Annotated in this window: 15 protein-coding genes and 3 pseudogenes; 8 read left to right on the top strand and 10 right to left on the bottom strand. The window is 67.8% G+C overall.

Annotated features, from left to right (window positions below; all coding sequences use genetic code 11):
• Nucleotides 1-31: 31 nt before the first annotated feature.
• Together G6N41_RS08530 and G6N41_RS08525 are read right to left on the bottom strand one after the other, a co-directional pair.
• Entirely contained in the window at nt 32-1,561 is a 1,530-nt protein-coding gene (locus G6N41_RS08530) for a PE family protein (protein ID WP_198967114.1), read from the bottom strand.
• A 171-nt stretch (nt 1,562-1,732) separates the two neighbouring features.
• A pseudogene (locus G6N41_RS08525) lies at nt 1,733-2,723 on the bottom strand (phosphotriesterase family protein).
• A 341-nt stretch (nt 2,724-3,064) separates the two neighbouring features.
• On the opposite strand from G6N41_RS08525, the gene G6N41_RS08520 reads away from it, so the two are divergent.
• On the top strand, nt 3,065-4,771 hold the full coding sequence (locus G6N41_RS08520) for an acyl-CoA dehydrogenase family protein (RefSeq protein WP_198967785.1): 1,707 nt from the start codon (nt 3,065-3,067) through the stop codon (nt 4,769-4,771).
• A 98-nt stretch (nt 4,772-4,869) separates the two neighbouring features.
• Nucleotides 4,870-5,541, top strand: a pseudogene (locus tag G6N41_RS08515) (TetR/AcrR family transcriptional regulator).
• Between the two features lie 120 nt (nt 5,542-5,661).
• Here the strand turns inward: G6N41_RS08515 and G6N41_RS08510 are convergent.
• A complete protein-coding gene (locus tag G6N41_RS08510; RefSeq protein WP_198967113.1) occupies nt 5,662-7,038 on the bottom strand; it encodes an NADP-dependent succinic semialdehyde dehydrogenase in 1,377 nt (458 codons plus the stop codon).
• Between the two features lie 436 nt (nt 7,039-7,474).
• On the opposite strand from G6N41_RS08510, the gene G6N41_RS08505 reads away from it, so the two are divergent.
• Both G6N41_RS08505 and G6N41_RS29485 read left to right on the top strand, forming a co-directional pair.
• Nucleotides 7,475-8,659 carry a PPE family protein gene (locus G6N41_RS08505; protein WP_198967112.1) on the top strand — a complete coding sequence of 395 codons (1,185 nt, stop codon included), beginning with the start codon at nt 7,475-7,477 and terminating at the stop codon, nt 8,657-8,659.
• A 189-nt stretch (nt 8,660-8,848) separates the two neighbouring features.
• Nucleotides 8,849-11,182 (top strand): annotated as a pseudogene (locus tag G6N41_RS29485) (PE family protein).
• Between the two features lie 80 nt (nt 11,183-11,262).
• On the opposite strand, the gene G6N41_RS08495 reads toward G6N41_RS29485, so the two are convergent.
• Nucleotides 11,263-12,687 carry a lipase maturation factor family protein gene (locus G6N41_RS08495; RefSeq protein WP_198967111.1) on the bottom strand — a complete coding sequence of 475 codons (1,425 nt, stop codon included), beginning with the start codon at nt 12,685-12,687 and terminating at the stop codon, nt 11,263-11,265.
• Nucleotides 12,688-12,809: 122 nt separating this feature from the next.
• Complete coding sequence (locus G6N41_RS08490) at nt 12,810-13,571, bottom strand: glycerophosphodiester phosphodiesterase family protein (RefSeq protein WP_181005676.1); 762 nt, start codon at nt 13,569-13,571, stop codon at nt 12,810-12,812.
• Nucleotides 13,572-13,749: 178 nt separating this feature from the next.
• On the opposite strand from G6N41_RS08490, the gene G6N41_RS08485 reads away from it, so the two are divergent.
• Complete coding sequence (locus tag G6N41_RS08485) at nt 13,750-14,295, top strand: carbonic anhydrase (protein ID WP_015354248.1); 546 nt, start codon at nt 13,750-13,752, stop codon at nt 14,293-14,295.
• 3 nt (nt 14,296-14,298) lie between these two features.
• Here G6N41_RS08485 and G6N41_RS08480 read toward each other — a convergent pair whose 3' ends face one another.
• The 3 genes from G6N41_RS08480 to G6N41_RS08470 all read right to left on the bottom strand — a co-directional run bounded on the left by G6N41_RS08480 (nt 14,299) and on the right by G6N41_RS08470 (nt 19,065).
• The gene (locus G6N41_RS08480) at nt 14,299-18,486 is read right to left on the bottom strand and encodes an alpha-(1->3)-arabinofuranosyltransferase domain-containing protein (RefSeq protein WP_198967784.1); all 4,188 of its coding nucleotides are present in this window, start codon (nt 18,484-18,486) and stop codon (nt 14,299-14,301) included.
• A gap of 79 nt (nt 18,487-18,565) precedes the next feature.
• A complete protein-coding gene (locus tag G6N41_RS08475) occupies nt 18,566-18,739 on the bottom strand; it encodes a DUF2613 domain-containing protein (protein WP_012392467.1) in 174 nt (57 codons plus the stop codon).
• Between the two features lie 68 nt (nt 18,740-18,807).
• The gene (locus G6N41_RS08470; protein WP_198967110.1) at nt 18,808-19,065 is read right to left on the bottom strand and encodes a DUF2613 domain-containing protein; all 258 of its coding nucleotides are present in this window, start codon (nt 19,063-19,065) and stop codon (nt 18,808-18,810) included.
• 103 nt (nt 19,066-19,168) lie between these two features.
• On the opposite strand from G6N41_RS08470, the gene G6N41_RS08465 reads away from it, so the two are divergent.
• From G6N41_RS08465 to G6N41_RS08455, 3 genes are all read left to right on the top strand, one after another.
• Entirely contained in the window at nt 19,169-20,362 is a 1,194-nt protein-coding gene (locus G6N41_RS08465) for a glycoside hydrolase family 3 N-terminal domain-containing protein (RefSeq protein ID WP_198967109.1), read from the top strand.
• A gap of 87 nt (nt 20,363-20,449) precedes the next feature.
• The gene (locus G6N41_RS08460; RefSeq protein ID WP_012392470.1) at nt 20,450-21,076 is read left to right on the top strand and encodes a TetR/AcrR family transcriptional regulator; all 627 of its coding nucleotides are present in this window, start codon (nt 20,450-20,452) and stop codon (nt 21,074-21,076) included.
• 77 nt (nt 21,077-21,153) lie between these two features.
• A complete protein-coding gene (locus G6N41_RS08455; RefSeq protein WP_407663735.1) occupies nt 21,154-22,449 on the top strand; it encodes a chloride channel protein in 1,296 nt (431 codons plus the stop codon).
• An 11-nt stretch (nt 22,450-22,460) separates the two neighbouring features.
• Here the strand turns inward: G6N41_RS08455 and G6N41_RS08450 are convergent, their stop codons facing one another.
• Nucleotides 22,461-23,312 carry a MaoC/PaaZ C-terminal domain-containing protein gene (locus G6N41_RS08450; RefSeq protein ID WP_198967107.1) on the bottom strand — a complete coding sequence of 284 codons (852 nt, stop codon included), beginning with the start codon at nt 23,310-23,312 and terminating at the stop codon, nt 22,461-22,463.
• A gap of 18 nt (nt 23,313-23,330) precedes the next feature.
• A complete protein-coding gene (locus G6N41_RS08445) occupies nt 23,331-24,695 on the bottom strand; it encodes a 3-oxoacyl-ACP reductase (RefSeq protein WP_198967106.1) in 1,365 nt (454 codons plus the stop codon).
• Nucleotides 24,696-24,721 lie beyond the last annotated feature (26 nt).

The following is a 24,721-nucleotide window of genomic DNA, read 5'->3' as shown; positions in this document are numbered from 1 at the left end:
GCGGCTTCAGCAGCACACGCAGCCCACCCTGCTAAGCGGACCCGTTCGACCCGTTCTGGCCAAGCAGCAGCCCGCCGTAGCCGCCGGTACCAGCGGTGCCCCGAATTGCCCCGATTCCCGCATGTCCGCCGTGGCCGCCGTTGCCGATCAGCTGGGCGTTGCCGCCGTTGCCGCCGTTCCCGCCGGCCCCGCCGCTTCCGCCGCCGCCGATCAGGCCGGCTTTGCCTCCAGCCGCGCCGTTTCCACCCACGGCACCCGTGCCGGTCCCGCCGCCCCCGCCGTTGCCACCGGTGCCTAGCAGCAGGCCAGCATCGCCACCGGCCCCGCCGTTCGCGCCGGTGCCATTGATACCGTTGCCGCCCTGTCCGCCATCGCCGCCGTTGCCGATGAGCAGGGCCGCGCCGCCACCGGCTCCGGCGTGCCCGCCGCCGGTGGTTCCTATCCCGCCGTCGCCGTCGTCGCCGCCGGCTCCGCCGTTTCCGATCAGCAGGCCGGCGCTGCCGCCGCCGGCCCCGCCGCCGGCCCCGCCGCCGGCCCCGCCGCCGCCGACGCTCGCCTTTCCGCCCGCCCCGCCTTGCCCGCCGTCACCCAACAGCAGGCCGCCATTGCCGCCCGCTCCACCCGTGTTGTTGTTGGATGCGCCTTCGCCGCCCTGCCCGCCCGTGCCGAACAGCAAGCCGCCGTCGCCGCCTGCTCCGCCGCTGCCGCCAGAGCCGCCAAGGCCCCCCTGCCCGCCGTCGCCGCCCATACCGAACACCGCGCCGCCCGGCCCACCTACCCCGCCGTTGCCGACGATACCTGCTCCGCCGTGGCCGCCGCTGCCGCCGGCGCCGCCCGGGCCCCAGAAGGTGCCGCCGGCTCCTCCCGCCCCGCCGGTACCTCCGCCGTCGCCGCCGTCGCCGCCGGGTCCGCCGACGCCGAACACCAGGCCGGCATCCCCGCCGAGTCCGCCGGCGCCGCCGCCAGCTCCGCCGCCGCCACCGCCTCCGCCGTTGCCGAATAGCCCAACGGACCCGCCGGTCCCGCCGGTTTGGCCGGCTCCTCCGTTGCCGCCGTAACCGCCCTTGCCCAACAGCCCGGCATCCCCGCCGTCGCCGCCGCGCTGGCCGGGCGCGCCGGAGCCGCCGTTGCCGCCGTTGCCGCCGTTGCCCCACAGGATGCCGCCGTCGCCACCGTCTTGTCCGGTCCCGGGCGCGCCGTCGGCGCCATCGCCGATCAGGGGCCGGCCCAGCACCCTCTCGGCGGGCATGTTGAGCGCGTTGACCAGGTTCTGGCTCGCGTTGGCGGCCTCGGCACTCGCATACGAGAACGCGCTGGAGTTGAGGGTCGTGACGAATTGTCCGTGCAGGTTTTCGGCCTGGGCGCTCAGTGCCTGAAATGCCTGGCCGTGTGAGCCGAACAGTGCGGCGATGGCCGTCGATACTTCGTCAGCCCCGGCGGCTAGCAGCGTGGTGGTGGGGGCGGCCGCGGCCGTATTGGCCGTGCTGATGGTCGAACCGATGTTCGCCAGATTTGTTGCTGCTATTGACAGTTGCTCGGGAATCGTGACCACAAAGGGCACGCTGCTACCCCTCTCTTCTCCCGCTTACCGACCATCGTGCCTGGTCAGCTGGATTGAGTATTCGGCCGCGCGGCGAGCATATCGCATTCCGGGTTGCCGATCCGGCGCTTCGCCGGACTTCGATGAATTTGCTGGCTTATCCGTGGACGCGCCTGGAGCGGGGACGCGTCGCTACTGGTAGCCGCCCTGTCGTTCAAAGATCCGGCGCGGATTGTCCACCAGCATGGTGTGCACCTGTTCGTCGGTCGCCCCTCGTTCTTTGAGCGCCGGGATCACGTCGTTGTAGATATGTAGGTAGTGCCAGTTCGGCGTGGCCACCGCTGTCAGTTCCTCGGGCAGCGCGTCGAAATAGCAGTTGGCGTCGTGGGAGAGCACCATCTTGTCGGCGTGGCCACGCTCGCACATCGTCGCCACGATGTTGACTCGGTCCTCGAACGGCAGGATCAGGTCGATGCCGAAGCGGTCCATCCCCAGGTAGGAGCCAGCGGCGATGAGCTCCTCGAGGTAGCCGACGTCGGTGGTGTCACCGGAGTGTCCGATGATCACCCGGCTCAGGTCGACACCTTCTTCTTCGAACTTCTTCGAAGATGCGCTGTTGCTCGAGTCCGCGTCGCAGCCCGGCGTGGGTGTGGGTGGAGATCGGCACCCCGGTGCGCTTGTGCGTCTGGGCCACCGCACGTAATACCCGCTCGACACCGGGGGTGATGCCGGGCTCGTCGGTGGCGCACTTGAGGATGCCGGCCTTGACGCCGGTGTCGGCGATGCCCTGTTCGATGTCCCGGACGAACATGTCGGTCATGATCTCCGGGCCGTCGAGCATCCCACCGGGGCCTTGATAGTGGAAACGATATGGGACGTCGTTGTAGGTGTAGAGGCCCGTCGCCACGACGATGTTGAGGTCGGTGGCGGCGGCGATCCGGGCGATGCGCGGGATATAGCGGCCCAGGCCAATCACGGTCAGGTCGACGATGGTGTCCACACCGCGCGACTTCAATTCGTTGAGCCGGGTGATCGCATCAGCCACCCGCTTCTCTTCGTTACCCCACGCCTCGGGGTAGTTCTGGGCGACTTCGGTGGTCATGATGAACACGTGCTCGTGCATGAGCGTGACGCCCAGATCAGCGGTATCGATGGGTCCGCGAGCGGTATTTAGCGCTGACACATTAGCGATGCTAGGTCGATAATGGCCTGGCCAACAGGGGTGTTTGCCTGGCTTATTTCCGTGCTCGAACCGGCCAAATCCTTCGCGCCGCGCGGCCGCACCGGGGGCCGGGAATGGCTCACCGCTATTACGGTGTGGTGGATGTGGCGACCGCCGGAATACGCATTCGTGGCGGCTGGAAACGGAAAGAACGCAGCGAATTTCAGCCGAATTGCTGATTGGCTTTAGCCGTTCGACCTGGCGTTATCGACGGTTTGTGCCTACCGGCGCGGTCGCGGTGAGGCGCGTGGCGTACCGTCTAAGCTCGTCCTTTTCGAAGTCAAGTCATGGGAGCTCCCCTCATGCTGCTCAACCCCAACCGCCTGCAACGCAAATACCCGGACACACGCTCGGCGGAGATCATGGCCGCGACAGTGGACTTTTTCGAGTCCCGCGGAAAGGCGCGCCTCAAGCGCGACGACCACGACCGGGCCTGGTACTCGGACTTTCTCAACCACATCGCCGAGCACCGCATCTTCGCCTCGTTGTTGACGCCGTCCGAATATGGCGCTGACGATTGCCGCTGGGACACCTACCGGATCAGTGAGTTCGCCGAGATTATCGGTTTCTACGGGCTGAGCTACTGGTACCCGTTCCAGGTGACGGCCTTGGGCCTGGGCCCGATTTGGATGAGCGACAACGAGGACGCCAAGCGCAAGGCGGCCGCGCAGTTGGAGCAGGGTGAGGTCTTCGCCTTCGGATTGTCCGAGCAGGCCCACGGAGCCGACGTCTACCAGACCGACATGATCCTGACGCCGTCCGAGCACGGCTGGACCGCCAGCGGCGAGAAGTACTACATCGGCAACGCCAACGTTGCGCGGATGGTCTCGACCTTCGGCAAGATCGAGGACTCGTCAAAGGAACCGGAGTACGTCTTCTTCGCCGCCGACTCGCAGCACGATCGGTATGAGCTGAAGAAGAACGTGGTGAATTCGCAGAACTACGTGGCGAATTACGCGCTGCACGACTACCCGGTCACCGAGGCTGACCTGCTGCACCGCGGGATGGGGGCCTTCCACGCCGCGCTCAACACGGTCAACGTCTGCAAGTACAACCTGGGCTGGGGCGCGGTCGGCATGTGCACCCACGCCTTCTACGAGGCCATCACGCACGCGGCCAACCGCCACCTTTACGGCACCGTCGTCACCGACTTCAGCCACGTGCGCCGGTTGCTGACCGACGCCTATGCGCGCCTGGTCGCCATGCGGCTGGTGGCCAGCCGGGCCAGCGACTACATGCGCAGCGCCTCGGCCGAGGACCGCCGCTACCTGCTCTACAGCCCGCTGACCAAGGCCAAGGTCACCAGCGAGGGCGAGCGCGTGATTGCCGCGTTGTGGGACGTCATCGCCGCCAAGGGAGTGGAGAAGGACACCTTCTTCGAGACCGTGGCCCGCGAGATCGGCCTGCTGCCCAGGCTGGAGGGAACCGTCCACATCAATATCGGGTTGTTGGACAAGTTCATGCCCAACTTCCTGTTCGCCCCCGACGCCGCGCTGCCGCTGATTCCCCGTCGCGACGACGCGGCCGACGACACCTTCCTGTTCAACCAGGGCCCCACCGGCGGGCTGGGCAAGGTGCGCTTCCACGACTGGCGCGCCCCGTTCGACAGCTATGGTCACCTGCCCAATGTCGCGCTGCTGCGGGAGCAGATCGACGTGCTGACCGAGATGCTGGCCAGCGCCACCCCGGATGCATCCCAACAGAAGGACATCGACTTCGCGTTCGGCGTCGGCCAGATCTTCCTGCTGGTGCCCTATGCGCAGCTGATCTTGGAGGAGGCGCCGCTGTCGGGCGTGGACGAGGCGCTGCTCGACGAGATCTTCGGCCTGCTGGTCCGGGACTTCAACAGCTACGCCGTCGAACTCAATGACAAGGCGGCCACGACCGACCAACAGGCCCAGTTCGCGATGCGGATGATCCGCCGCCCGGCGCATGACGCGGCGCGTTACGACCAGGTCTGGAAGGAACACGTCCTGCCGCTCAACGGCGCCTACGAAATGCGCCCCTGATTCGGTAAAACCGTGGCAACCTCGGTGCGGGGCGGTAATCGTTGACCGTGAGCCCCGCGCAGTGAAATGACCAACGGTCATTGGCGCGAGGAGGCTTGATGCCGACGGTGACTTGGGCGCGGGTGGATCCGGCTCGTCGGGCGGCCATCGTGTAAGCGGCAGAGGCCGAATTCGGGGCACACGGCTTCTCCCAGGGCAGCCTGAACGTCATTGCCCGCCGGGCTCGGGTCGCCAAGGGCAGCCTGTTCCAGTACTTCGCGGACAAGCGTGACCTATATGCGTACATCGCCGACATCGCCAGTCAGCGGGTGCGCACCCACATCGAAGGTCTGATCCGGGAACTCGACTCCAGCCGGCCATTCTTCGAATTCCTCACCGACCTACTCGACGGCTGGGTGGCCTACTTCGCCGAGCACCCGCGCGAGCGCGCGCTGCACGCCGCCGCGACCCTAGAGGTCGACACCGATGCCCGCATCAGCGTGCGCGGTGTCATACATCGTCATTACCTGGAGGTGCTGCGGCCGCTGGTGCGAGACGCGCTGGCCCGCGGGGATCTGCGTGCGGATTCGGATACCGATGCGTTGTTGTCGCTGCTGCTGATGATTTTTCCGCACCTGGCGTTGGCGCCCTACATGCGTGGTCTGGACCCTATCCTCGGGCTCGATGAGCCCACCCCGGAGCAGCCTGCGCTGGCCGTGCGCCGACTGGTGGCGGTGCTGACGGCGGCATACTCCCCGAGCCTGACCGTCGAGGTTCGAAAGGTCACCTGACGCGCGTGTGGGCGCGCGCGCCGCTGGCGGCATTAGGCCGTCGCCCCAGGGCGACGTTTCGCAGGACGTTGCTCGAACCTTCCTGCAAAACGTCGCCCTTAAGCCGAAGCTGGCGCGCCTCTAACCGACCCAGACGGTCTTGATGTTGCAGAACTCGCGGATCCCGTGCCCGGCGAGCTCGCGGCCGTAGCCGGACCGCTTGATGCCGCCGAATGGGAGTTCGGGGTAGGAGACCGTCATCCCGTTGATGAAGACCTGGCCGGCTTCGATGTCGTTGATGAAACGGCGCTGCTCCGCCTCGTCCTGGGTCCAGGCATTGGATCCCAGCCCAAAGGTGGTGGCGTTGGCGATCTCGATCGCTTCATCGATGTCGGCGGCCGGGTACACCGAGGCGACGGGGCCGAAGACCTCTTCGGTGTAGAGGTTCATGTCCTTGGTGATGTCGGTGATGACCGTCGGCGGGTAGTACCAGCCGGGGCCGGCCAGGGGCTTGCCGCCGCAGCGGATCACGGCCCCGGCCGCGGCGGCGTCATCGACCTGCTGGGCGATTTCGTCGCGGCTTTGTTCGGTTGCCAGCGGACCGACCTGGGTTTGCGGATCGGTCGGGTCACCCACTGTCAGCGCCGACATCTGCTCGACGAACTTGTCGACGAACGCGTCGTAGATGTCGGCGTGGGCGATGAATCGCTTGGCGGCGATGCAGGATTGGCCGTTGTTCTGCACCCGTCCGGTCACCGCCGTGCTGACCGCCTTGTCCAGGTCCGCCGACGGCATCACGATGAACGGGTCGCTGCCGCCGAGCTCGAGCACGGTGGGCTTGATCTCGTCGCCGGCGATGGCGCCGACCGACTGACCCGCGGGCTCGCTACCGGTGAGCGTGGCCGCGGCCACGCGGGGGTCACGCAGGATGCCTTCCACCGCGCTGGCGGAGACCAGCAACGTCTGGAAGCAGCCGTCCGGGAAGCCGCCGCGGGCAATGACGTCGGCGAGGTAGAGCGCGGACTGGGGCACGTTCGAGGCGTGCTTGAGCAGCCCGACGTTGCCGGCCATCAGAGCGGGCGCGGCGAACCGGACGGCTTGCCACAACGGAAAGTTCCACGGCATCACGGCCAGCACCACACCCAGCGGCTGGTAGCGGGTGTAGGCCTGAGAGGCGCCCACCTTGCCGGCGTCCGCGGGCTCGTCGGCGAGCAGCGCCGCAGCGTTGTCGGCGTAGTAGCGAAAACCCTTGGCGGACTTGAGGACTTCGGCCTTGGCCGATGTGATCGTCTTGCCCATTTCAAGCGTCATCAGGGCGGCAGTCTGGTCAGCCTCGGCCTCTATCAGATCGGCCGTGGCGTGAGCCCACTCGGCGCGCTGGGCGAACGTGGTGTTGCGGCGGTAGTCCTGGAACCGCGCGTAGGCGCGCGCTATCGCTGCATCGACCTCATCGTTGGATGCTGCAGTGAAAGTCTTGACTGTCTCCCCGGTCGCCGGGTTGGTCGTGGCGATTGGCACGCTGACTTCCTTATCGCTGGGTTGATTACATGAATCGGGCCAGTATCCAGCCTGCCACTACGGCGCTTGCAGAGAGGTGCCAGATGCGGGCGCGGCCGGGCCAACGGTGCCCGGAGATCGGGCCGGTGGCCGAGGCCGCCTGCGCTCATAGTTTTTCTTTATCACGTTAAAACGAGAACGAATTAACCAGATCTTGCAGGCATTGCGAACGGATTGTTTAGATCGATTCGAAATACGCGATCCGTGATTGGCTATTCCAGCGCCGGCGGCCCGGTGCAGCCTGCGAATATGACACATCTCGAGGACAAGTTTTGGGCGTTCAAGCAGATCCCGGTGGGTCGCTGACTGTCGGTTCGGCGACGCGGCCGCCGTTGCGGGCGGCAACGGCGTTCGGGGGCCGCGGTGAGGGGCGAAGCGCGGGCCCGGCGGACTCGACATGACAGCGCCGCTGTGGATGGCTTCTGCGCCGGAGGTGCATTCGGCGCTGCTGAGCGCGGGGCCGGGACCAGGTTCACTGCTGGCGGCGGCGCAAACCTGGACGGAGCTCAGCGCCGAATACCTGGCGGTGGCCGAAGAACTGGCCGCGATATTGACCGGTGTCCAAGCCGGCGCCTGGGACGGCCCCAGCGCGCAGTGTTGCATCGCGGCCTATGTCCCGTACCTGTCCTGGTTGATGCAGGCCAGCGCCGACAGTGCTGCAACAGCAGCGGCCGATCAGGCCGCCGCGACGGCCTACACCGGCGCCCTGGCCGCGATGCCGACGCTGGGCGAGTTGGCGGCTAACCATGCCACCCACGCGGTGTTGGTGGCCACCAACTTCTTCGGCCTCAATACCATCCCCATTGCGCTCAACGAGGTCGACTACGTGCGGATGTGGATCCAAGCCGCCACCACCATGAGCGTCTACCAGGCGGTTGCGGCTGATGCGCTACTCGCCGTACCGCGCACGCCCCCGGCGCCGGTCATCATCAAGCCCGGGGCCGATGCCGCAGCGCAATTCGCCAGCGCCGTCGTCCAGGCTGTCGCTGAAACGCCGATCCAGCGGTTATTGCTCGAGTTGGCGACGCTGGTCGGAGCCGAATTCATCAATGTATTTGAATTGATTGTCGGCATCGTTGTGCTGTCGACGTACGGACTGAAACTCCCGCTGCTGGCGCTATTGGATTTCTTGACCGGCCACTTTTCCGTTGCGCTTTCCCTGCTATGGAATTACGCGATGCTCTGGTTTGGCTTTGTCGTACTGCCGGCGCTGCAGATCGTGTTCGATCCGTTGTTGGTCGTCGCCGTGGTGATCGAATGGATTCTCGGTGGCGGTGCGGCTTTGGGCTCGGTTGGGGCGTTGGGTGCCAATCTTGCCGCGGGGTTGGCGCTGCCGGCCGTTGCGGCTGCGCCGGTCGCGGATGCCGCGGTGGGTTCACTGGGGGTGCTGACGAGCGCGGCAGCGGTGACCGCCGCAGCCGCCGCGGCGCCCGGTCAAGGCGTTGGCCTGGTCGGATTCGCCGCAACCATGCCCAACCCGACAACCCTGCCGGCCGGTGGGTTGGTCACCGTCGGCGGCGCCTACCCGTGCGCCGGCGCGCGGGTGCCGATGCTGCCGGCCAGTTGGGTAGCACTGGCGTAAGCGCGGTCAGCATCAAACCATCCAGTCCTGCAAGGAGTTTCAATCCAGGCCCCGTGCCGGGGGCGGTGCTGGCCGGTGCCACGAAGCCGCGGCTGCGTCGGCCGGAGTACCTGTCAGCGCAATCCCCGGATAGGGCACCGGAGTTGTGCTTGAATCTGGATCGACGGCTGGCCGGGGTAAGGGGAGCTCATGTCTGGTGTGATCGCGGCCCTGGACACCTTGACGGCGGCCGCCACGGATGTGGCCTGTCTCGGTGCGGCTATCAATGCGGCCAATGCGGCAGCCGCGGTTTCGACCACCCGGCTGATGGTCGCTGCCGGTGATGAGGTGTCGGCCGCCATCGCGGCGTTGTTCTCCGACCATGCCCTGCAGTACCAGGCCGTGAGCGCTGAGGCGGTGGCGTTCCACGGTCGGTTCGTCCAGGCGCTGACCGGTGGCGTTCGGATGTATGCGGCCGCCGAGACCGCTAATACGGCGCCGTTGCAGACCCTCGGGCAAGACCTGCTGGGGATGGTCAACGCGCCCGCCGCCGCCGTGTTGGGGCGCCCCCTGATCGGCAACGGCACCAACGGTGCCCCGGGAAGCGGGGACGCCGGCGGACCCGGCGGGCTGTTGTTCGGCAACGGCGGCAACGGCGGATCGGGTTCGGCGGGGATGGCCGGGGGTGCCGGTGGATCGGCCGGGCTGATCGGCAACGGCGGGGCTGGTGGTGCCGGAGGCGCCGACGCGGCAGGCGGCCCCGGCGGCGCCGGCGGATGGTTGTGGGGCGGCGGCGGGGCCGGGGGACTCGGCGGGGCTGCCAGCGGTGCCGGCAACGGCGGGGCCGGTGGGGCCGGAGGCGCGGGAGGGGCATTCATCGCGATCGGCGGAGGCGGTGGCGATGGCGGCGCCGCTAGCAGCGGAACCGGCGGAGTCGGCGGCGCCTGAGGCAACGCGGACGGCCTGATTGTCAGCCTCGGCGGGGCCGGCGGACACGGCGGCGATGCCACCACGGGAATCGGCGGTGCCGGCGGCGCCGGAGGCATGGCCACCGCTCGTATCCCCGCGGGGATCAATTTCAACGTCGGCGGTGCTGGCGGGCACGGGGGCGCCGGCGCTACGGGCGGTGCCGGAGGTGGCGGTGGTTCCGCTTATTCGGGCTACGTCGTAATCGCCTTCGGCCAGGGCGGCGGTGGAGGCATCGGCGGTGCGGCGAGCACGGGGATGGCCGGGGCGGGCGGTAGCGGCGGCAGCTGCGTCGCACTCGATTTCGTCGGCTTTGCCGCGGCCCATGGCGGTGCTGGCGGCACCGGTGGGGCCGCCACCGGCGTGGGCGCCACCGCTGGGGCCGCCGGCAGTGGTGGCCTCGGCGTGGCGATCGTGGGCTCGGGCGTGGGCGGAGTCGGCGGGGTTGGTGGGGCGGCCACCGGTGCCGGCGCGACCGCCGCGGCCGGCGGCGCTGGTGGTCTCGGATTGGCGGCCGTGGGCTCGGGTGCCGGCGGCGCTGGCGGTCTCGGCGGGACGGGTTTCGGGTTGATCGCGGCGGGCGGCGACGGTGGCGGCGCCGGTACCGGTGTCGGCAGCAACGGCGGTGACGGTGGTGGGGGCGGTAGTGCCCACGCAGTGCTGGCCGCCTTTGCCGGATCCGGAGGTCAGGGTCAGGCCGGTACCAGTGGTTTCGGCGGGTTCGGTGGATCCGGTGGCAGTGCGGAGAGCCTGTTTTTCAGCATCGGTGGGGCCGGCGGCGCCGGCGGCGATGCTTCCACCGGCGGCGGTGGACTCGGCGGCAACGGCGGAGTGGCCGTCGCCCACAGCCCCATCGGGATCGACATCGGTATCGGTGGTGCCGGCGGGCACGGCGGTTCGGGTACTAGTGGCGCCGACGGCGGCGCGGGCGGCGTCAGCATTTCCGAGGGCATCTTTGCCATCGACGTGAACCTGGGCGGTGCGGGCGGCGACGGCGGCACGGCGACCACCGGGACCGCTGGGAGCGGCGGAAATGGTGGCGTCGTCGAGAATTTCGACTTCTTTGGGTTCGGTGTGGCGCATGGCGGCGACGGCGGCTCCGGTGGTGGGGCCTCCGGTGCCGGTGGAATCGGCGGGGCCGGCGGCAATGGTGGCTCGGGGACGACGCCGCTCTTCGGCGCCTACAGCGGCGGTGCCGGCGGAGACGGTGGAGCCGCCATCGGGACGGGTGGGGTGGGCGGCAACGGCGGTGCGGGCGGGGCCGCCAGTGGATTGGGGGTTGGCATCGGCGGTGCCGGCGGGCACGGTGGCGCGGCGCCCACGGGTAACCGCGGCAGCTGAGGCGCCGGTGGTGGCGGGCTCGGGCTCATCGGCGCGGGCGGCAATGGCGGCGATGCCGGTGCCGGCGTCGCGGCCGCCGACGGCGGTGACGGCGGCAACGCCGGGTTGGTCATCAACGGTACTTACGAAGCGTCGCCGTACGGCAACGGCGGCAACGGCGTCAACGGCGGAAGCGGCGGCAAGGGCGGCAGCGCCGGCCAGGTTGGCGGCACACCGGGTCAAAACGGGTCGCCCTAGCGGGATATGTCCTCCGGACCGGGCGCCAGCCGCCTTGCCGGGCGGTCGTTTCAGGACAACGGGATCCGTTCAGGGCTGGGTCAGTCCAGCGACATCGGGGCGGAATACTTGCCGATCAGCGTGCGATGCCACCAGGCGTGATCACGGCGCAGCTCCTGCAGCGTGGTGAAGCGGTACTGGTAGAGCTGGGCTCGCACATAGCGTGGTGGTGTATCGGGAAATGGATTGCGACGCAACAGCCGCAGGGTGGCTCGATCGTTGCGCAGCAACCGGGTTAGCAACGGCGTCATCCACGGCAGCGCGTAGCCCGGGGAAATGGCCGCGAACCACATCAGCCAGTCCAGGCGCAGATGGTAGGGCGCCCACTGCCGGGGCAGCCGCCCCACCCGGCCGGGCTTGCCTTTGAATTCGTACTCTTGCCATACCGTCTGCGCGTTGAGCTCTGCCTCGCTGGTGCCCTCGATCACCACCTCGCGCCGGGTGCGGCAGATGCTGCCGAACAAGCCGTAGGTGTTGACCAGGTGCACGGGGTTGAACGACATGTTCATTCGCTGCCGGGGGGAGAGCATGTTGCGTGCCGGCCAGTAGCTGAGGACCAACACTGTTGCCGCGAAGATCAGCACGAGTGCGGCAAACCACGTTGGCGGCGGCGGCAGTGCGGCCCGCACGGGTATGGGTAGCACCTTGCGCGCGGCTGACTGCTCGATCGCGCTGCACGCCAGCAAGATCGTCAGCCAATTGAGCCAGGAGAAGTTGCCCGACATCACCAACCACAGTTGGGTGACGATGATGATCACGGCCGCGATGCTGGCGATCGGTTGCGGAGCGAACAGTCCAAACGGCACCACGAGTTGAGCAAAGTGGTTGCCCGCCACCTCGATACGGTGCAGTGGTCGGGGCATGCGATGAAAGAACCAGCTCAGCGGTCCCGGCATCGGCTGTGTCTCGTGGTGGTAGTACAGGCAGGTCAGGTTGCGCCAGCATGCGTCACCGCGCATTTTGATCAGTCCGGCGCCGAATTCGACCCGAAACAGCAGCCAGCGCACCAGCCACAGCATCACCAGCGGTGGGGCAACCCGGTCATTGCCGAGGAAGACCATCAGGAAGCCGGTTTCCAACAGCAATGATTCCCAGCCGAACCCGTACCAGACCTGACCCACATTGACGATCGACAAATACAGCACCCACAGCGTCAGCCACATCAGCATTGCGCCCCACAGCGGCACCAGGTCGGCGGTCCCGCCGACCAGCGCCGCCGACAGTGCTGCGCCCAACCAGCAGACTCCGGCGAAAAGCCGGTCAGAATAGTGGAAGTGGAATACGCTCGGCGTTCTCCAAAAGGACCGGTGGGCCAGATACCTCGGCACCGGCAGCATGCCGTGCTCGCCGATGAGGGCCCGGAACTGCAGTGCCGAGGCGACAAACGCGGTGAGATAGATGGCCGCAACGCCACGTTCGAGCACGAGGCGGCCCAGCCAGTATTCGGATGCCGAAAACCATTCCATGGCAGTACTCCTCAGCCGGTGACAGCCCTAGAAGCCCATAACAAGTCAAAGCGTGCTTGCCGAGTGCCCCGGCACGTCGGTCCAACAGATCAATCATGTCTGTTGCTCCAGGCGGTTTCGCGCTACCACTCTCCCCGCGCGCCGAGCACATCACACAGCACATCCGCGCGATCGGTGATGATCCCGTCCACGCCGATGTCGAACAGCGCGTGCATCATGGCCGGGTCATCAATGGTCCAGGCATGAACCTGCCGCCGCGATGCGTGAACCGACCGCACCAGTGCCGGGGTGATGACGGGCAGGCCGCCGAATCGCGCGGGCAGCTGTAGGCAGTCACTGTCGCGCAGCATCCGCATCGCCGATGCCCGTCGACCGGCCGTTCGCGCGGCCATGAACCCCAGGAATGCCCCCATGCCGGCCGCGCTGGCGACCCGCTGGGACATCAGACGCAGCGCGCGTTGGCGACGGCGTTCGGAGAACGACGCGATCAGCACTCGGCGATGTGCCTGCAACCGCTCGATGACCTCGACCGTCGGCTCGACCGCCGAATCGGCTTTGATGTCGATATTGAACCGCATCTGCGGCAGCGCCACGAGCAGCTCCTCGAGGGTCGGGATCGGTTCTCCGCCCCCTAGGTCCGCGGTGCTGACCTCCGGCCAGGTCAACTGGTCGACCGCGCCGGCCACTCCCGATTCGGGTGCCAGCTTGCGGTCATGCTGGATCACTGCGACGCCGTCGCGGGTGGCCCGAACATCTGTCTCGATGTACCGGAACCCGATCTTGGCCGCCTCGTGGAACGCTCCCATGCTGTTCATGGGAAACCTGAACGAGGTGAATCCTCGGTGCGCCATGGCAATCCGCCGCGCATCGCGAAGGAATTCCACCTGCTGCGGGTGAGCATCTCCGCCCATCGGCTAAGTATCTCCCATGCGGCGGCGGCAGCCAACGGCATGATCGGCGGCCGCGGTGTTGCCAGACTCATCTCGAGGCCAGCGCATGTGGGGTGTTACCCCTTTGCTAGGTTTCATCATCCGCGTCGTTTGATCGTTGATGGAGGGGAACGTGAACAGCGCTGAACACATTGGCTTGAAATTGGGGCGCCGGCGATTGCTAGCGCTTGGCGCCGGGACTCTCGGGCTGGGTGCGCTGGCTTCCAACGCGCCGGGCAACGCGACAACCGACCCGCCGCCGGAGGGCTACGAAGCGTTGCTGCTGATGTGTATCGACCCCCGCTTCGTGCACCCCACCAACGAGTACATGGTGCAGCGCGGTCTGCTCAACCGGTACAGCCAGTTTGCGTTGGCCGGGGCTGCCGCCGGAGCCGTTTCCCAGCACTGGGAGTCGTGGCACAACACCTTCTGGGATAACCTCGCGGCCTCGATCGAGCTGCACTCGATTGACGGAGTGATTGCGGTCAATCACCGCGATTGCGGCGCCGTGCAGATCGCTTACGGCGAGGATTCGATCTCCACGCCGGAAATCGAGACCGCCACCCACGAACGAATCCTTGGCACTTTTCGGCAGGAAGCGCTCAGGCGCCATCCGGGTATCGATGTGGAGACCTGGTTGATGGCACTTGATGGCACGGTCCAGAAGATCGGCCCGTAGCGCTCACTTTTCCCCACGCGTAAGGCCTGGCGCCACCGTGGCCGCCACCAATGCGGCGATCGAAATCAGTGCCAGCAGTTGCACGATCGCGGAATGGCCGGAATAGCCGTCCACCGAGCGCCAGGGGTGACGGGATAGCGCCGCGCCGGCCAAGATCAGCCCACCCGCACTGGTTGCGATGGTGAGTCGGTCACGCAGGCGCTCCCGTCGGCGCAAAGCGTAGCAGACACCGAGGGCGGCTCCCACCAACACCGCTCCGAGGGGCCCGGCAATCAGCGCACCGGCCGCCAGGGCCGCGACCGCGGCCGCCCACCCGGTTGTCCATGGCCGCGCCGGTGGGTCGTCCGGACCGCGTCGGCGCGCCCGCCACAGGACGAGCAGAACCAATACGGGCAGCAAGGACAACCCGATCGCCAGGCCGGCGCGGTACAGCGAGTTGGCGGCAAAGCTCAGTGTGATGGTGCCCGGGTCTCCGGCGGGTACTACCCAACCCTGCTGCCATCCGTTGACCGCGACGGGTGTCAGCTGGGCTCCGGCGCCGGTGCGGGCCACCCAGCCCGGATTGATGCTTTCCGGGATGACCAGCACCCGGGGGGTTTGTGACGCGGGGGCCCGCACCTCGCGACGAGTCGCACTCCAGGCGCCGGTCTTCGCGGGTACCGCCGCGGCGCCGGGTAATTCGCCAGCCGCCGGCGGCGTCAGCTGGGCGCCGTCGACGACGAACTGGGTGCCGGGGCTGATCAACAGCTCTTGCTGGCCGGGCGGCAGCGCAATCGGCTCCGGCTCGCATGGCTGCGCCTGAATCGGTTCGTCGTCCAACAGTGCGCCGACCGTGGTTCGCACCGACATGTGCACGAAACGGCCGGCCACCGCGATGACCGGGCCATGGTCACAGCCGATCCTGACCTCGCGCGCGCGGTTGTGTGCGGCATCGGCAGGCGCGATTGGGCGACCGCCCGCACCCAGCACTACCAGCTCGGCCAGCCCGGGGGGCTTGAGCTGGTCGAAGCCCAGAGCGTTGCGGTCGATGACGTCTTCCCAGTCGAGCAGGCTGACGGTGACGGTGCCGGTGACGCGCGGATGCAACGAGACGGTCTGCGGCCCGCCGTCGGGGCTCAGGCTCCGGATCTGCGGACCGTCGCCCAAGTTGACGGCCACCATCGTCGGATGGGCGGGCAGTGCCGACCGGCTGGGAGCCACCCGCAGCCCGGTCACCTTGGTGGGCCGCGGCAGGGTGAGCGTCAGCGTCGGCGGCGTTTTGCGCTGTACCATCCGCTGCGGCGCCGTCCACGAGGTTGCCCGATCGCCATCGGTGGCCGCATACGCCGAGCCGAGGACTTCCAGACCGTCGGAATCGCCGCGGGCGCGGGTGGTGTCCGGTTGGGCGATCAGATCGGCCAGCTTTGGGCCCTGACGTGGTCGCACCCAGACCGTCGGGGTCACCGTCATCGGGTGCGGCACCGTCAGCGTGCGGCTCAGATTGACCGGCTCTTCCGGCGCCAGAGCCATCGACGCCGCACAGCGCATCGTGTCCGGTGCCGGGGCGCAACCCGGCCGGCCCAACAGTTCCGATCCCAGGTCCCAGCGTGCGATTTCCGCGCCCGGTGGGGGCCCTGGCACCAAAACGGTATGGCGCAACTGGACCGAGTGTGCGAATCCGGATGCGTCGTATTGGGTGATCGTCAGGTCGGTGATGCCGAACTGCACCCCGGGGGATCCGTCATCGGTACCGGCCGCGGTGATCCGCACCCACGGAGTCTCCCCGTAGGGCAGCGCCGCGGTCAGGGGCTTTCCCGCGTCGTCGAACCGCAGGGTGGTGCTGCCGTTGACGGTCTCGACCAGGATGCGGCGCACCTGGGCGCCGACGGCGGTCGGGCTGGGCGTCAATGTGATGACGGCGTTGGTCACCGGATGGTCGAAGTCCACCTGCAGCCACTGCCCGACCGCGGCTTGAAGCGCGTTTGACACCCACGCGGTCGCCGGGTCGCCGTCGACCGCGGCCGCCGCCGAGGCCCCCGGGGCGACGTCGGGCATGGCGGTGGAGTCCGACGACGAACTCGAAACGGTGATGCGGCCGCCGGTCCACCCCCCGTAAACCACCTCGGCGCCGGGTACCGGATAGTCGGGTACCCGGTTGTAGGTATGCCGGGCGTCGCCCGGGGCCCGGACCGCCGAGGAGTGCTGATCGACCCGGCCATAGTCGGTTTCCCGTGCGACCGGAGTGTCGGTGACCGTGACGACGGGGACCGGCAGCTGCGCGGCCCGAGCATCCTGGGTCAGCAGCACCGGGCCCAGCGCCGTCTGTCCCAAGAGCCGTCGGCGTTCGTCGAGGCGCAGCAGCACCTCGGGGCCGCCATCAACGCGCGGCAGCGACGCGGTGTCGGCGAAATACGGTGCGCCCGGATTGCCGGCGCCACCCACCTGGTCGATCACCCGGAATATCTCGATGGCGGAATACCGGGGCCGCAGTCCGCTGTCGTTGACGAAACCCGCCAGCGAACCCGGCCCCACCGGTTCCCCGAACTCGGCCACCTTCTGCAGTCGCGGTGATCCCGTGATGGCGCGATGCGCCAGGATCGGACGGGTCGACCGGGACGATTCGGGATCCAGGTCGTTGCGTAGCACCAGATATGAGATTCCCTGGCGGGCAAGGCTATCGGCCAGCCCCACCGAGGGGCGTCCGGACGCGATCAGGCGCTGCACCGAATCCAGGGCGCGGATGGTTTGCGGCGGGGTCAGCGGAATGGAGTCGCGCACACCCCATGGACTCGCGCCCAAAACCTGCAGCACTTCGTCATGGCTGGTGCCCCAGACCTGGGTGGCGAACGGCGCGCCCGGGACCACCAGCACCCGCCCCGGCGCCGGAGCGCCGGTGTTGTGCTCGCTGAGCCAGTCGGCGGCCTGGTGCCAGTACGCAGGTATCGCGGTGAACGTGCCGGGCGGGGTGAGCCGGCCCGTCCATGCCAGCGAGGTGCTGACCAGCAGCGCCGTCAGCGCGACGATTCCCGCCGCGACCCGTTTGTCCCGTTCGGGGTGGGCGAATGCGCCCAGCCACACCGGCTTCGGTGCGCTGCCGGGCAGCGGAATGCGCCCCAGCAGCTCCGCGAGGCCCAGCACCAGTGGCAGCCGAATCACCGGCCCCAACTTGTGCACGTTGCGCAGCGGTGTGCCCTCGGCGTCGAGAAACGCCTGGACTTGATGGGCGAGTGGCGAACCCAGGCCACCGCTATAACCGACGGCCAGCAGGACCACCCCCACCAGCAGCATCTTCACCAGCCGGCCCCGGGCCGGCATCTCCCGGCTCACCAGACCGGCCAGTCCCGCGGCCGCCACCAGGCAGGTACCCAGTATCGCGACGGACCCGGTCACCAGCGGTGCGCCGGCGGTGGCGTTGGGCGCCACGAACGGAGTCCAGCTGTCGGTGCCGCGCAGCATCTCGACCAGCGAAGACCACTGGGTCGTCACACCGGAGGATTCGATGAAGTCCAAGAACGGCGGGCTGGCACCACGCAGTTGGGTCAATGCGACCAGCCACCACAGCGTCGCCAGGAGCAGCGCCAACATGAACCATGCGGTGTAGCGCCACCACCGCCGATTGGGCCGATGGCAGGCCAGCCAGATCATCGCGGGTAGACAACCCGCCAACGTCGCGATGGCATTCACCGCGCCCATCAACGCGACCGCCAACCCGGCCTGGGCGGCCAGCGTTCGTAGTGGTCGCTCCGATGTCGCCCGCAGGGCCAAGATCGTGGGCAGCAGCACCCAAGGCGCCAGCATCATCGGCAGGGTTTCCGACGAGATCGAGCCCAGGGTGGTCAGCACCCGGGGCGACAGCGCGAATGCCGCGGCCGCGATGATGCGCGAGGTCGGGCTACCGATGCCCAGCGCCTCGGCAACCCGCAGCAACCCCCAGAAACCGATTGTCAGCAGCAGCGCCCACCACAGCCGTTGGGTAATCCACCCGGGTATCTGCAGCAGGTGTCCGACCAGGAAGAACGTGCCGTGCGGAAACATGTAGCCGTACGCCTGGTTCTGGGATTGGCCGAACGGGAGTTCGCTGTTCCACAGGCTGGTTGCGCGGGCCAGGAACCGCAGCGGATTGGCGGTGAGATCGAGCTTGGTGTCGGGGGAGACGCGCCCGGGGGATTGGGCGAATGTCAGCGCCAACGAGACGGCTGCCACCAGCAGCAGCCATCGGCGCGAAAGCGGTGTGACCGGCGGGCGACCTGCCGTTTGTGCAGCTCCGGCCTCGGGGGCCTGCGCCGCCGGACTAGCTACGGTTGCCGTACTCGACCCGGTTGAGCACTGACGACGACGGATCGCCCCCGGGAAGTGGCGGTTTCGTGTCCTGCTGCACCATCACGGTGATCCCGAAGATTGCGGCCGCGCCCAGCAACAGACCAACCACCACGCTCGCGGCGGCAGGCGCGACGATCCGGTTCATCGAATGGCTCCTTGAGGCGTGGGGTCGTGGCTAGAAAAACCTAGCCGTCAACCTAGCAGAACAAGCGCTCATGGCTGCCGGGAGCGATCGGCCGGGCGTTGTTGACTGTTCAAACACGGTGTCGTCTCACCGCATGGGGGTGGGCAGTAGTCATGCAGGCAACGGTCCCCGTACTCCACGAGGGTGGGCGCTGCGGGATCCGACGGCACACCGGTGGAGACCGTGCTGCCGCTGTGCACCACGAGGGTTAGGCCAACGGTGGCCGCGGCACCGATCGACAGGCCGGCCGCGATGCTGGCCGCCGCGGCCAGGGTGAACCCGGGCATACCGCTCGTCCCTCTAGCCCCACTTCGGTACGGGGTCGGTCGAAAACGTAACAGGGGTTGCCCCCCGGGCCCGCGATGAAACACAGCGTGACAGCATGTCCGGATGGCTTTTCCGCGCACACTGGCGGTACTTGCCGCCGCGTCAGCGCTGGTGGCGGCCTGCAGCCACGGCGGAACACGCACCGGATCCTCCTCGACCACGACCTCGGCGGGCGCTAGCCCGTCAGCCACCAGCTCGACCCCGATGGCCGCTGCGGCCCCCCGGATTTGTGCTGACCCCGCGGCCGTGCCGGCGGCGATGCCCAACGTTCGAGACAAACTGGCCCAGTTGCTCATGGTCGGCGTCCGCGATGGCGATGACGCCAGGGCCGTGGTCACCAACTACCGCGTGGGCGGGATCCTCATCGGTAGCGACACCGATTTGTCGATCTTGACCAACGGTGTGCTGAAGGACATCGTTGCCGGTTCCGGCCCGCTGCCGGTGGCGGTGAGCGTCGACGAAGAAGGCGGCCGGGTGTCCCGGCTGAAGTCATTGCTCGGAGGCCGGGGGCCCTCGGCGCGGGAGCTGGCCCGCACCGACACCGTTGACCAGGTCTACGGCGTGGCGCTGCAGCGGGGCCGCAAGATGAAGGAGCTGGGCATCACCGTTGACCTGGCGCCGGTGGTTGATGTCACCGATGCCCCGGACGACACCGTGATCGGGGACCGGTCGTTTGGTTCTAACCCGGAGACGGTCACCGAATATGCCGGTGCCTACGCGCGCGGCTTGCGCGACGCCGGGCTGTTGCCGGTGCTCAAACACTTCCCCGGGCACGGGCGTGCCTCGGGTGATTCGCACACCGGCGGGGTCGTTACGCCGCCGCTGAGTGACTTGCAGGACAGCGATCTGGTGCCCTATCGGACGCTGGTGACCCAAACCCCGGTGGCGGTGATGCTCGGCCACCTCCAGGTCCCGGGTCTGACCGGCGACGAGCCGGCCAGTCTCAGCAAGAACGCGGTGGACCTGCTGCGTAACGGCACCGGTTATGGCGGACCGCCGTTCGATGGCCCGATCTTCAGTGACGACCTATCCAGCATGGCCGCGATCTCCGACCGCTACGGCGTGACCGAGGCGGTGCTGCGCAGCTTGCAGGCCGGTACCGACATCGCATTGTGGGTAAGTACTGAAGAGGTGCCCGCCGTGCTGGATCGGTTGGAACAGGCGCTGGCCGCCGGTGAGCTGCAGATGTCGGAGGTCGACGCATCATTGGTCCGGGTGGCGCGGATGAAGAACGTCATCGCCAGCTGTGGGCACTAGCGGGTGTCCGGCGAGGCGGTTATTGCCTACTCTAGGGTCAGATAGACCGGCTAGTGAGGCCAAGAAAGGGCCAAAAAGGGGATAGCAATGGCAGGTGGCACCAAGCGGCTACCGCGCGCCATCCGTGAGCAGCAGATGCTTGATGCGGCCGTGCAGATGTTCTCGGCTAACGGGTACCACGAGACCTCGATGGACACGATTGCCGCCGCGGCGCAGATCTCCAAGCCGATGCTCTACCTGTACTACGGCTCGAAGGAAGATTTGTTCGGCGCCTGCCTGAACCGTGAGATGAGCCGGTTCATCGATGCGGTGCGCGCCGACATCGACTTGAGTCAGAGCCCCAAGGACCTGTTGCGCAACGCCATCGTGTCCTTCCTGCGCTATATCGACCAAAACCAGGCGTCGTGGATCGTGATGTATACCCAGGCGGTCAGCTCACAGGCCTTCGCTCAGACGGTGCGGGAGGGGCGCGAGCAGATCGTCGAACTGGTGGCCGGGATGCTGCGCGCCGGCACCCGGAGCCCGCGCTCCGACGCCGAAATCGACATGATGGCGGCCGCCCTGGTGGGCGCGGGCGAGGCCGTGGCCAACCGGCTCAGCGCTGGTGACACCGATGTCGACGAGGCGGCCGAGATGATGATCGATCTCTTCTGGCGCGGCCTCAAGGGCGCGCCGTCGGATCGGGAGATCGGCTCGAACTTCGCCGCGGGCTAGATTCGGGCGGTGACCATATTGCCCGCCTCCTCCTCGGGTCGCTTCGCGTCCCGCATCGTCGGCGAGCGGTGACCATATTGCCCGCCTCCTCCTCGGGCCGCTTCGCGTCCGTCCTCAGGCGAGCATCCCGGCCCGATGTCGACTTCTTCTGTGCGGTAGTCATTGTCGGGCTGCTGGCCGGGGTCGCCGGATTGTCCACCACCGTGGTGCTGCGCTTCGTCGAACCCCTCACCTACCACTACGCTTTCGGCTCCCTGCTGGAAGGCATCACTGGCAGCAGCCCCGTTCGCCGGGCGCTGGGGCCGATGGTTGGCGGAGCGTTGGCGAGCCTGGGCTGGTGGTTACTGCGCCGCAGAACCGATGTGCCGCCGCTGGCGGGAACCATCGCCGATCACGCCCGGATACCGCGGCGGACCTGGAGCATCGATGCGCTGCTGCAAGTTGTGTTGGTCGGCTCGGGTGCTTCGCTGGGCCGAGAGGGCGCCCCACGTCAATTCGCGGCGGCGTTAAGCGATTTCGCGACTACGTGGTTGAGGCGGCTGTCACCCGGAGATCGAGAGATTCTGCTGGCCTGTGCGGCCGGGGCCGGGCTGGGGGCGGTCTATGCCGTCCCGTTGGCAGGGGCGCTTTTCGCGTTGCGGATCATGTTGAACACCTGGAATATCCGGGCCCTCGGTGCGGCGTTGATCACGTCCAGCCTGGCCGTCGCGATCGGTTCGCTCGTCACCCACGATCGGCCCGAACTCGATTGGCCCAGTGCGGAATCAACGTATCTACTGAGTGCACATGCGTTGGCGTTGGCCCCGGTGGCCTTCGTGGTGGGTGTTGCCTTCAATCGCATCATGGCCGCGGCGCGACCGGCCAGCCTGGTGCGGTCCTGGACGTTGATCCCCGGCCTCGCCGCCGCCGGGCTGGCGATCGGCGTCTGTTCGCATTGGTGGCCGGAGCTACCCGTCAACGGCAAGAGCATCCTCACGGTCAGCCTTGCCAGCGGGATGACGCTGTCGGCCGCGGCCGTGATCTTGGTGCTCAAACCGCTGCTCACCGCGCTGTTCTTGCGGGTCGGGGGAGCGGGCGGCATGCTCACGCCGTCGTTGGCCACCGGCGCCGCCGCCGGATCATTGCTGGTCCTGGCAATCGACGCAGTCGCCGGAACCCACCTGCATGGGCCGGTGATCTCGCTGGCCGCTGCCGCCGGAGTGCTCGCGGTCACTCAGGGCTCACCCATCTGGGCGGCGATCTTCGTCTGGGAGCTGGCCCGGCCACCGATTTGGATGCTGGTGGTCTTTCTGGTCACCGCGGTGGGCGCCCACGGGCTCAAGACGCTCGTGCTGTGGCGTCGACTGCCCCTGCGCGACCACCGGGCGGGCTGAGCCCCACCGCCCTAGAGCCGCTTAATGGTCGCGGTCAGGTGCGGGTAGCCCTTGGACATGTTGCGCAACGCAATTTCCCAGCCGGGGTCGGCCGCGTCGGCCTCGTCGATATAGATGCCCGCGGTGGCCGGCAGCAACACCGGCTTTCCGAACCGGACCGAATACCGCACCGCATCCGGGATCTTGGCTTCGATGTTCGCCAATACCGCTGCAGCGCTGAAGATCCCGTGCGCAATAACGGTAGGGAAGCCAAACAGTTTCGCCGCGATCGAATTGGTGTGGATCGGGTTGTGATCGCCGCCGACCGCCGCGTAGCGGCGGATTTGGGCAGGCGTGATCCGCAGCACCGCTGCCGGCGGCGGCAGCTTGGGCTGCTTCTGCGGCGGCGGCTTGGGTTCGCCGGACAGGCTCGTGCGTTGCCGGTGCAGGAACGTCGTCACCTGGTGCCAGGCGAGTTCGTTGCCGACGTTGATGTCGGTCACCAGGTCGACCATCAGGCCCTTGCGGTGCTCTCGCAGGTTCTCGGCGTGCACCTTGACGCCGACGGTGTCGGTCACCGCGATCGGCCGGTACTGCGTGATGTGGTTCTGGGTGTGCACCGATCCCATTGCGGCAAAGGGAAAGTCAAACCCGGTGACCAGTGCCATCACCGATGGAAAGGCCAGCAGGAACGGGTAGGTCAGCGGCACGTTGTTGCGGTACCGCAAGCCGGTGACCGCCGCATAGGCCGCCACGTTGGTGTGGTCGATGGGAAGTTCCTCGACGCTGACCGTGCGGTTGGGCAGCGCGTCCCCACGCGGCACCACGGGCAATGCCCCTGCCGCCGCGCGCAGCATATTTTTTAGGCCGCTTGGCTGGTTCACTTTGATTCCCCTTCGCGGTCAGGCACCGATCATGGCCTGGCCGCAGACGCGAATGACGTTTCCGGTCACTGCGTTTGATGCCGGGCTGGCGAAATACGCGATGGCTTCGGCGACATCGACGGGCTGTCCACCCTGCAGCAAGGAGTTCAGCCGGCGTCCCACCTCGCGGGTGGCCAGCGGAATGGCGGCAGTCATCTTGGTCTCGATGAATCCCGGCGCGACGGCGTTGATCGTGATGTCCTTCTCGGCCAGGCTCGGTGCCAGCGCCTGAGCGATGCCGATCATGCCGGCCTTGGTGGCGCCGTAGTTGGTCTGCCCACGGTTGCCCGCGATTCCGGCGATCGAGGACAGCCCGATCACCCGGCCACCCGCACCGATGCTGCCATTGCCGACCAGGCCCTCGGTGAGGCGCAGCGGGGCAAGCAGATTGACGGCGATGACCGAGTCCCAGCGGGCGTCGTCCATGTTGGCCAGCAACTTGTCTCGGGTGATGCCGGCGTTGTTGACCAGGATGTCGGCCTTCCCGCCGTGGTGGTCGCGTAGATGCTCGGTGATCTTGTCCACGGCGTCGTCGGCCGTCACATCCAGCCACAGCGGGGTGCCGCCGACGCTTGCGGCCGTCTCGGCCAGCGCGTCTGCGGCGGACTCCACGTCGATCGCGACGACGCTGGCGCCGTCACGGGCGAACACCTCGGCGATCGTCTGCCCGATGCCGCGCGCGGCGCCGGTCACGATGGCGACCTTGCCCTCTAGCGGCCGGTCCCAGTCGGCCGGCGGTGTGGAGTCGGCCGCGCCCACGTAGAAGACCTGGCCGTCGACATATGCCGACTTCGCCGACAAGATGAATCGCACGGTCGATTCCAGCCCGGTGGCGGCCGGTTTGGCCTGCGGCGACAGGTAGACCAGCGCCGCGGTGCTGCCCCGGCGCAATTCCTTGGCCAGCGACCGGGTGAAGCCCTCCAGCGCCCGCTGCGCGATCCGCTCATGACTGTTGTCGATGGCGTCGGGTGTGGTGCCCACCACCACCACCCTCGCGGAGGCGCCCAGATTGCGCAGGACGGGCTTGAAGAAGTCGTGCAGCCCTTTGAGTCCGGCCGGGTCGGTAATGCCGGTAGCGTCGAAAACAAGGCCACCGAACGAGTCGTCCCAGCGCCCGCCCAGGTTATTGCTCACCTGGTCGTAGTCCTTGGCGAGGGCGGCGCGCAGCGGCTCGGCCACCCGGCCCTCACCCCCGATTAGCAGCGAACCGGCCAGCGGCGGGTCCCCCGGGCGGTAACGGCGCAGCGTCTCGGCTTGCGGAACACCAAGTTGCTTGGCCACAAACGTTCCGGGGCCGGAGTTGACGACCTGCGAGAACAGATCGGACGAGAGCTTGGGTGCCACTGAGCTGCCTTCCGTGTCGGGTGTGC

Source organism: Mycobacterium shottsii (assembly GCF_010728525.1).
Taxonomy (GTDB): Bacteria; Actinomycetota; Actinomycetes; order Mycobacteriales; family Mycobacteriaceae; genus Mycobacterium; species Mycobacterium marinum.
Note: the sequence above shows the minus strand (reverse complement) of the source record. Positions and strands in the feature narration are given on the sequence as shown.

What these genes read in the sequence shown, in the direction of transcription:
- G6N41_RS08470 (WP_198967110.1), bottom strand. Translation starts at nt 19,065, where the DNA reads ATGCCCGGGTTCACCCTGGCCGCGGCGGCCAGCATCGCGGCCGGCCTG.
- G6N41_RS08475 (WP_012392467.1), bottom strand. Translation starts at nt 18,739, where the DNA reads ATGAACCGGATCGTCGCGCCTGCCGCCGCGAGCGTGGTGGTTGGTCTG.
- G6N41_RS08465 (WP_198967109.1), top strand. Translation starts at nt 19,169, where the DNA reads ATGGCTTTTCCGCGCACACTGGCGGTACTTGCCGCCGCGTCAGCGCTG.
- G6N41_RS08520 (WP_198967785.1), top strand. Translation starts at nt 3,065, where the DNA reads ATGCTGCTCAACCCCAACCGCCTGCAACGCAAATACCCGGACACACGC.
- G6N41_RS08460 (WP_012392470.1), top strand. Translation starts at nt 20,450, where the DNA reads ATGGCAGGTGGCACCAAGCGGCTACCGCGCGCCATCCGTGAGCAGCAG.
- G6N41_RS08505 (WP_198967112.1), top strand. Translation starts at nt 7,475, where the DNA reads ATGACAGCGCCGCTGTGGATGGCTTCTGCGCCGGAGGTGCATTCGGCG.
- G6N41_RS08495 (WP_198967111.1), bottom strand. Translation starts at nt 12,687, where the DNA reads ATGGAATGGTTTTCGGCATCCGAATACTGGCTGGGCCGCCTCGTGCTC.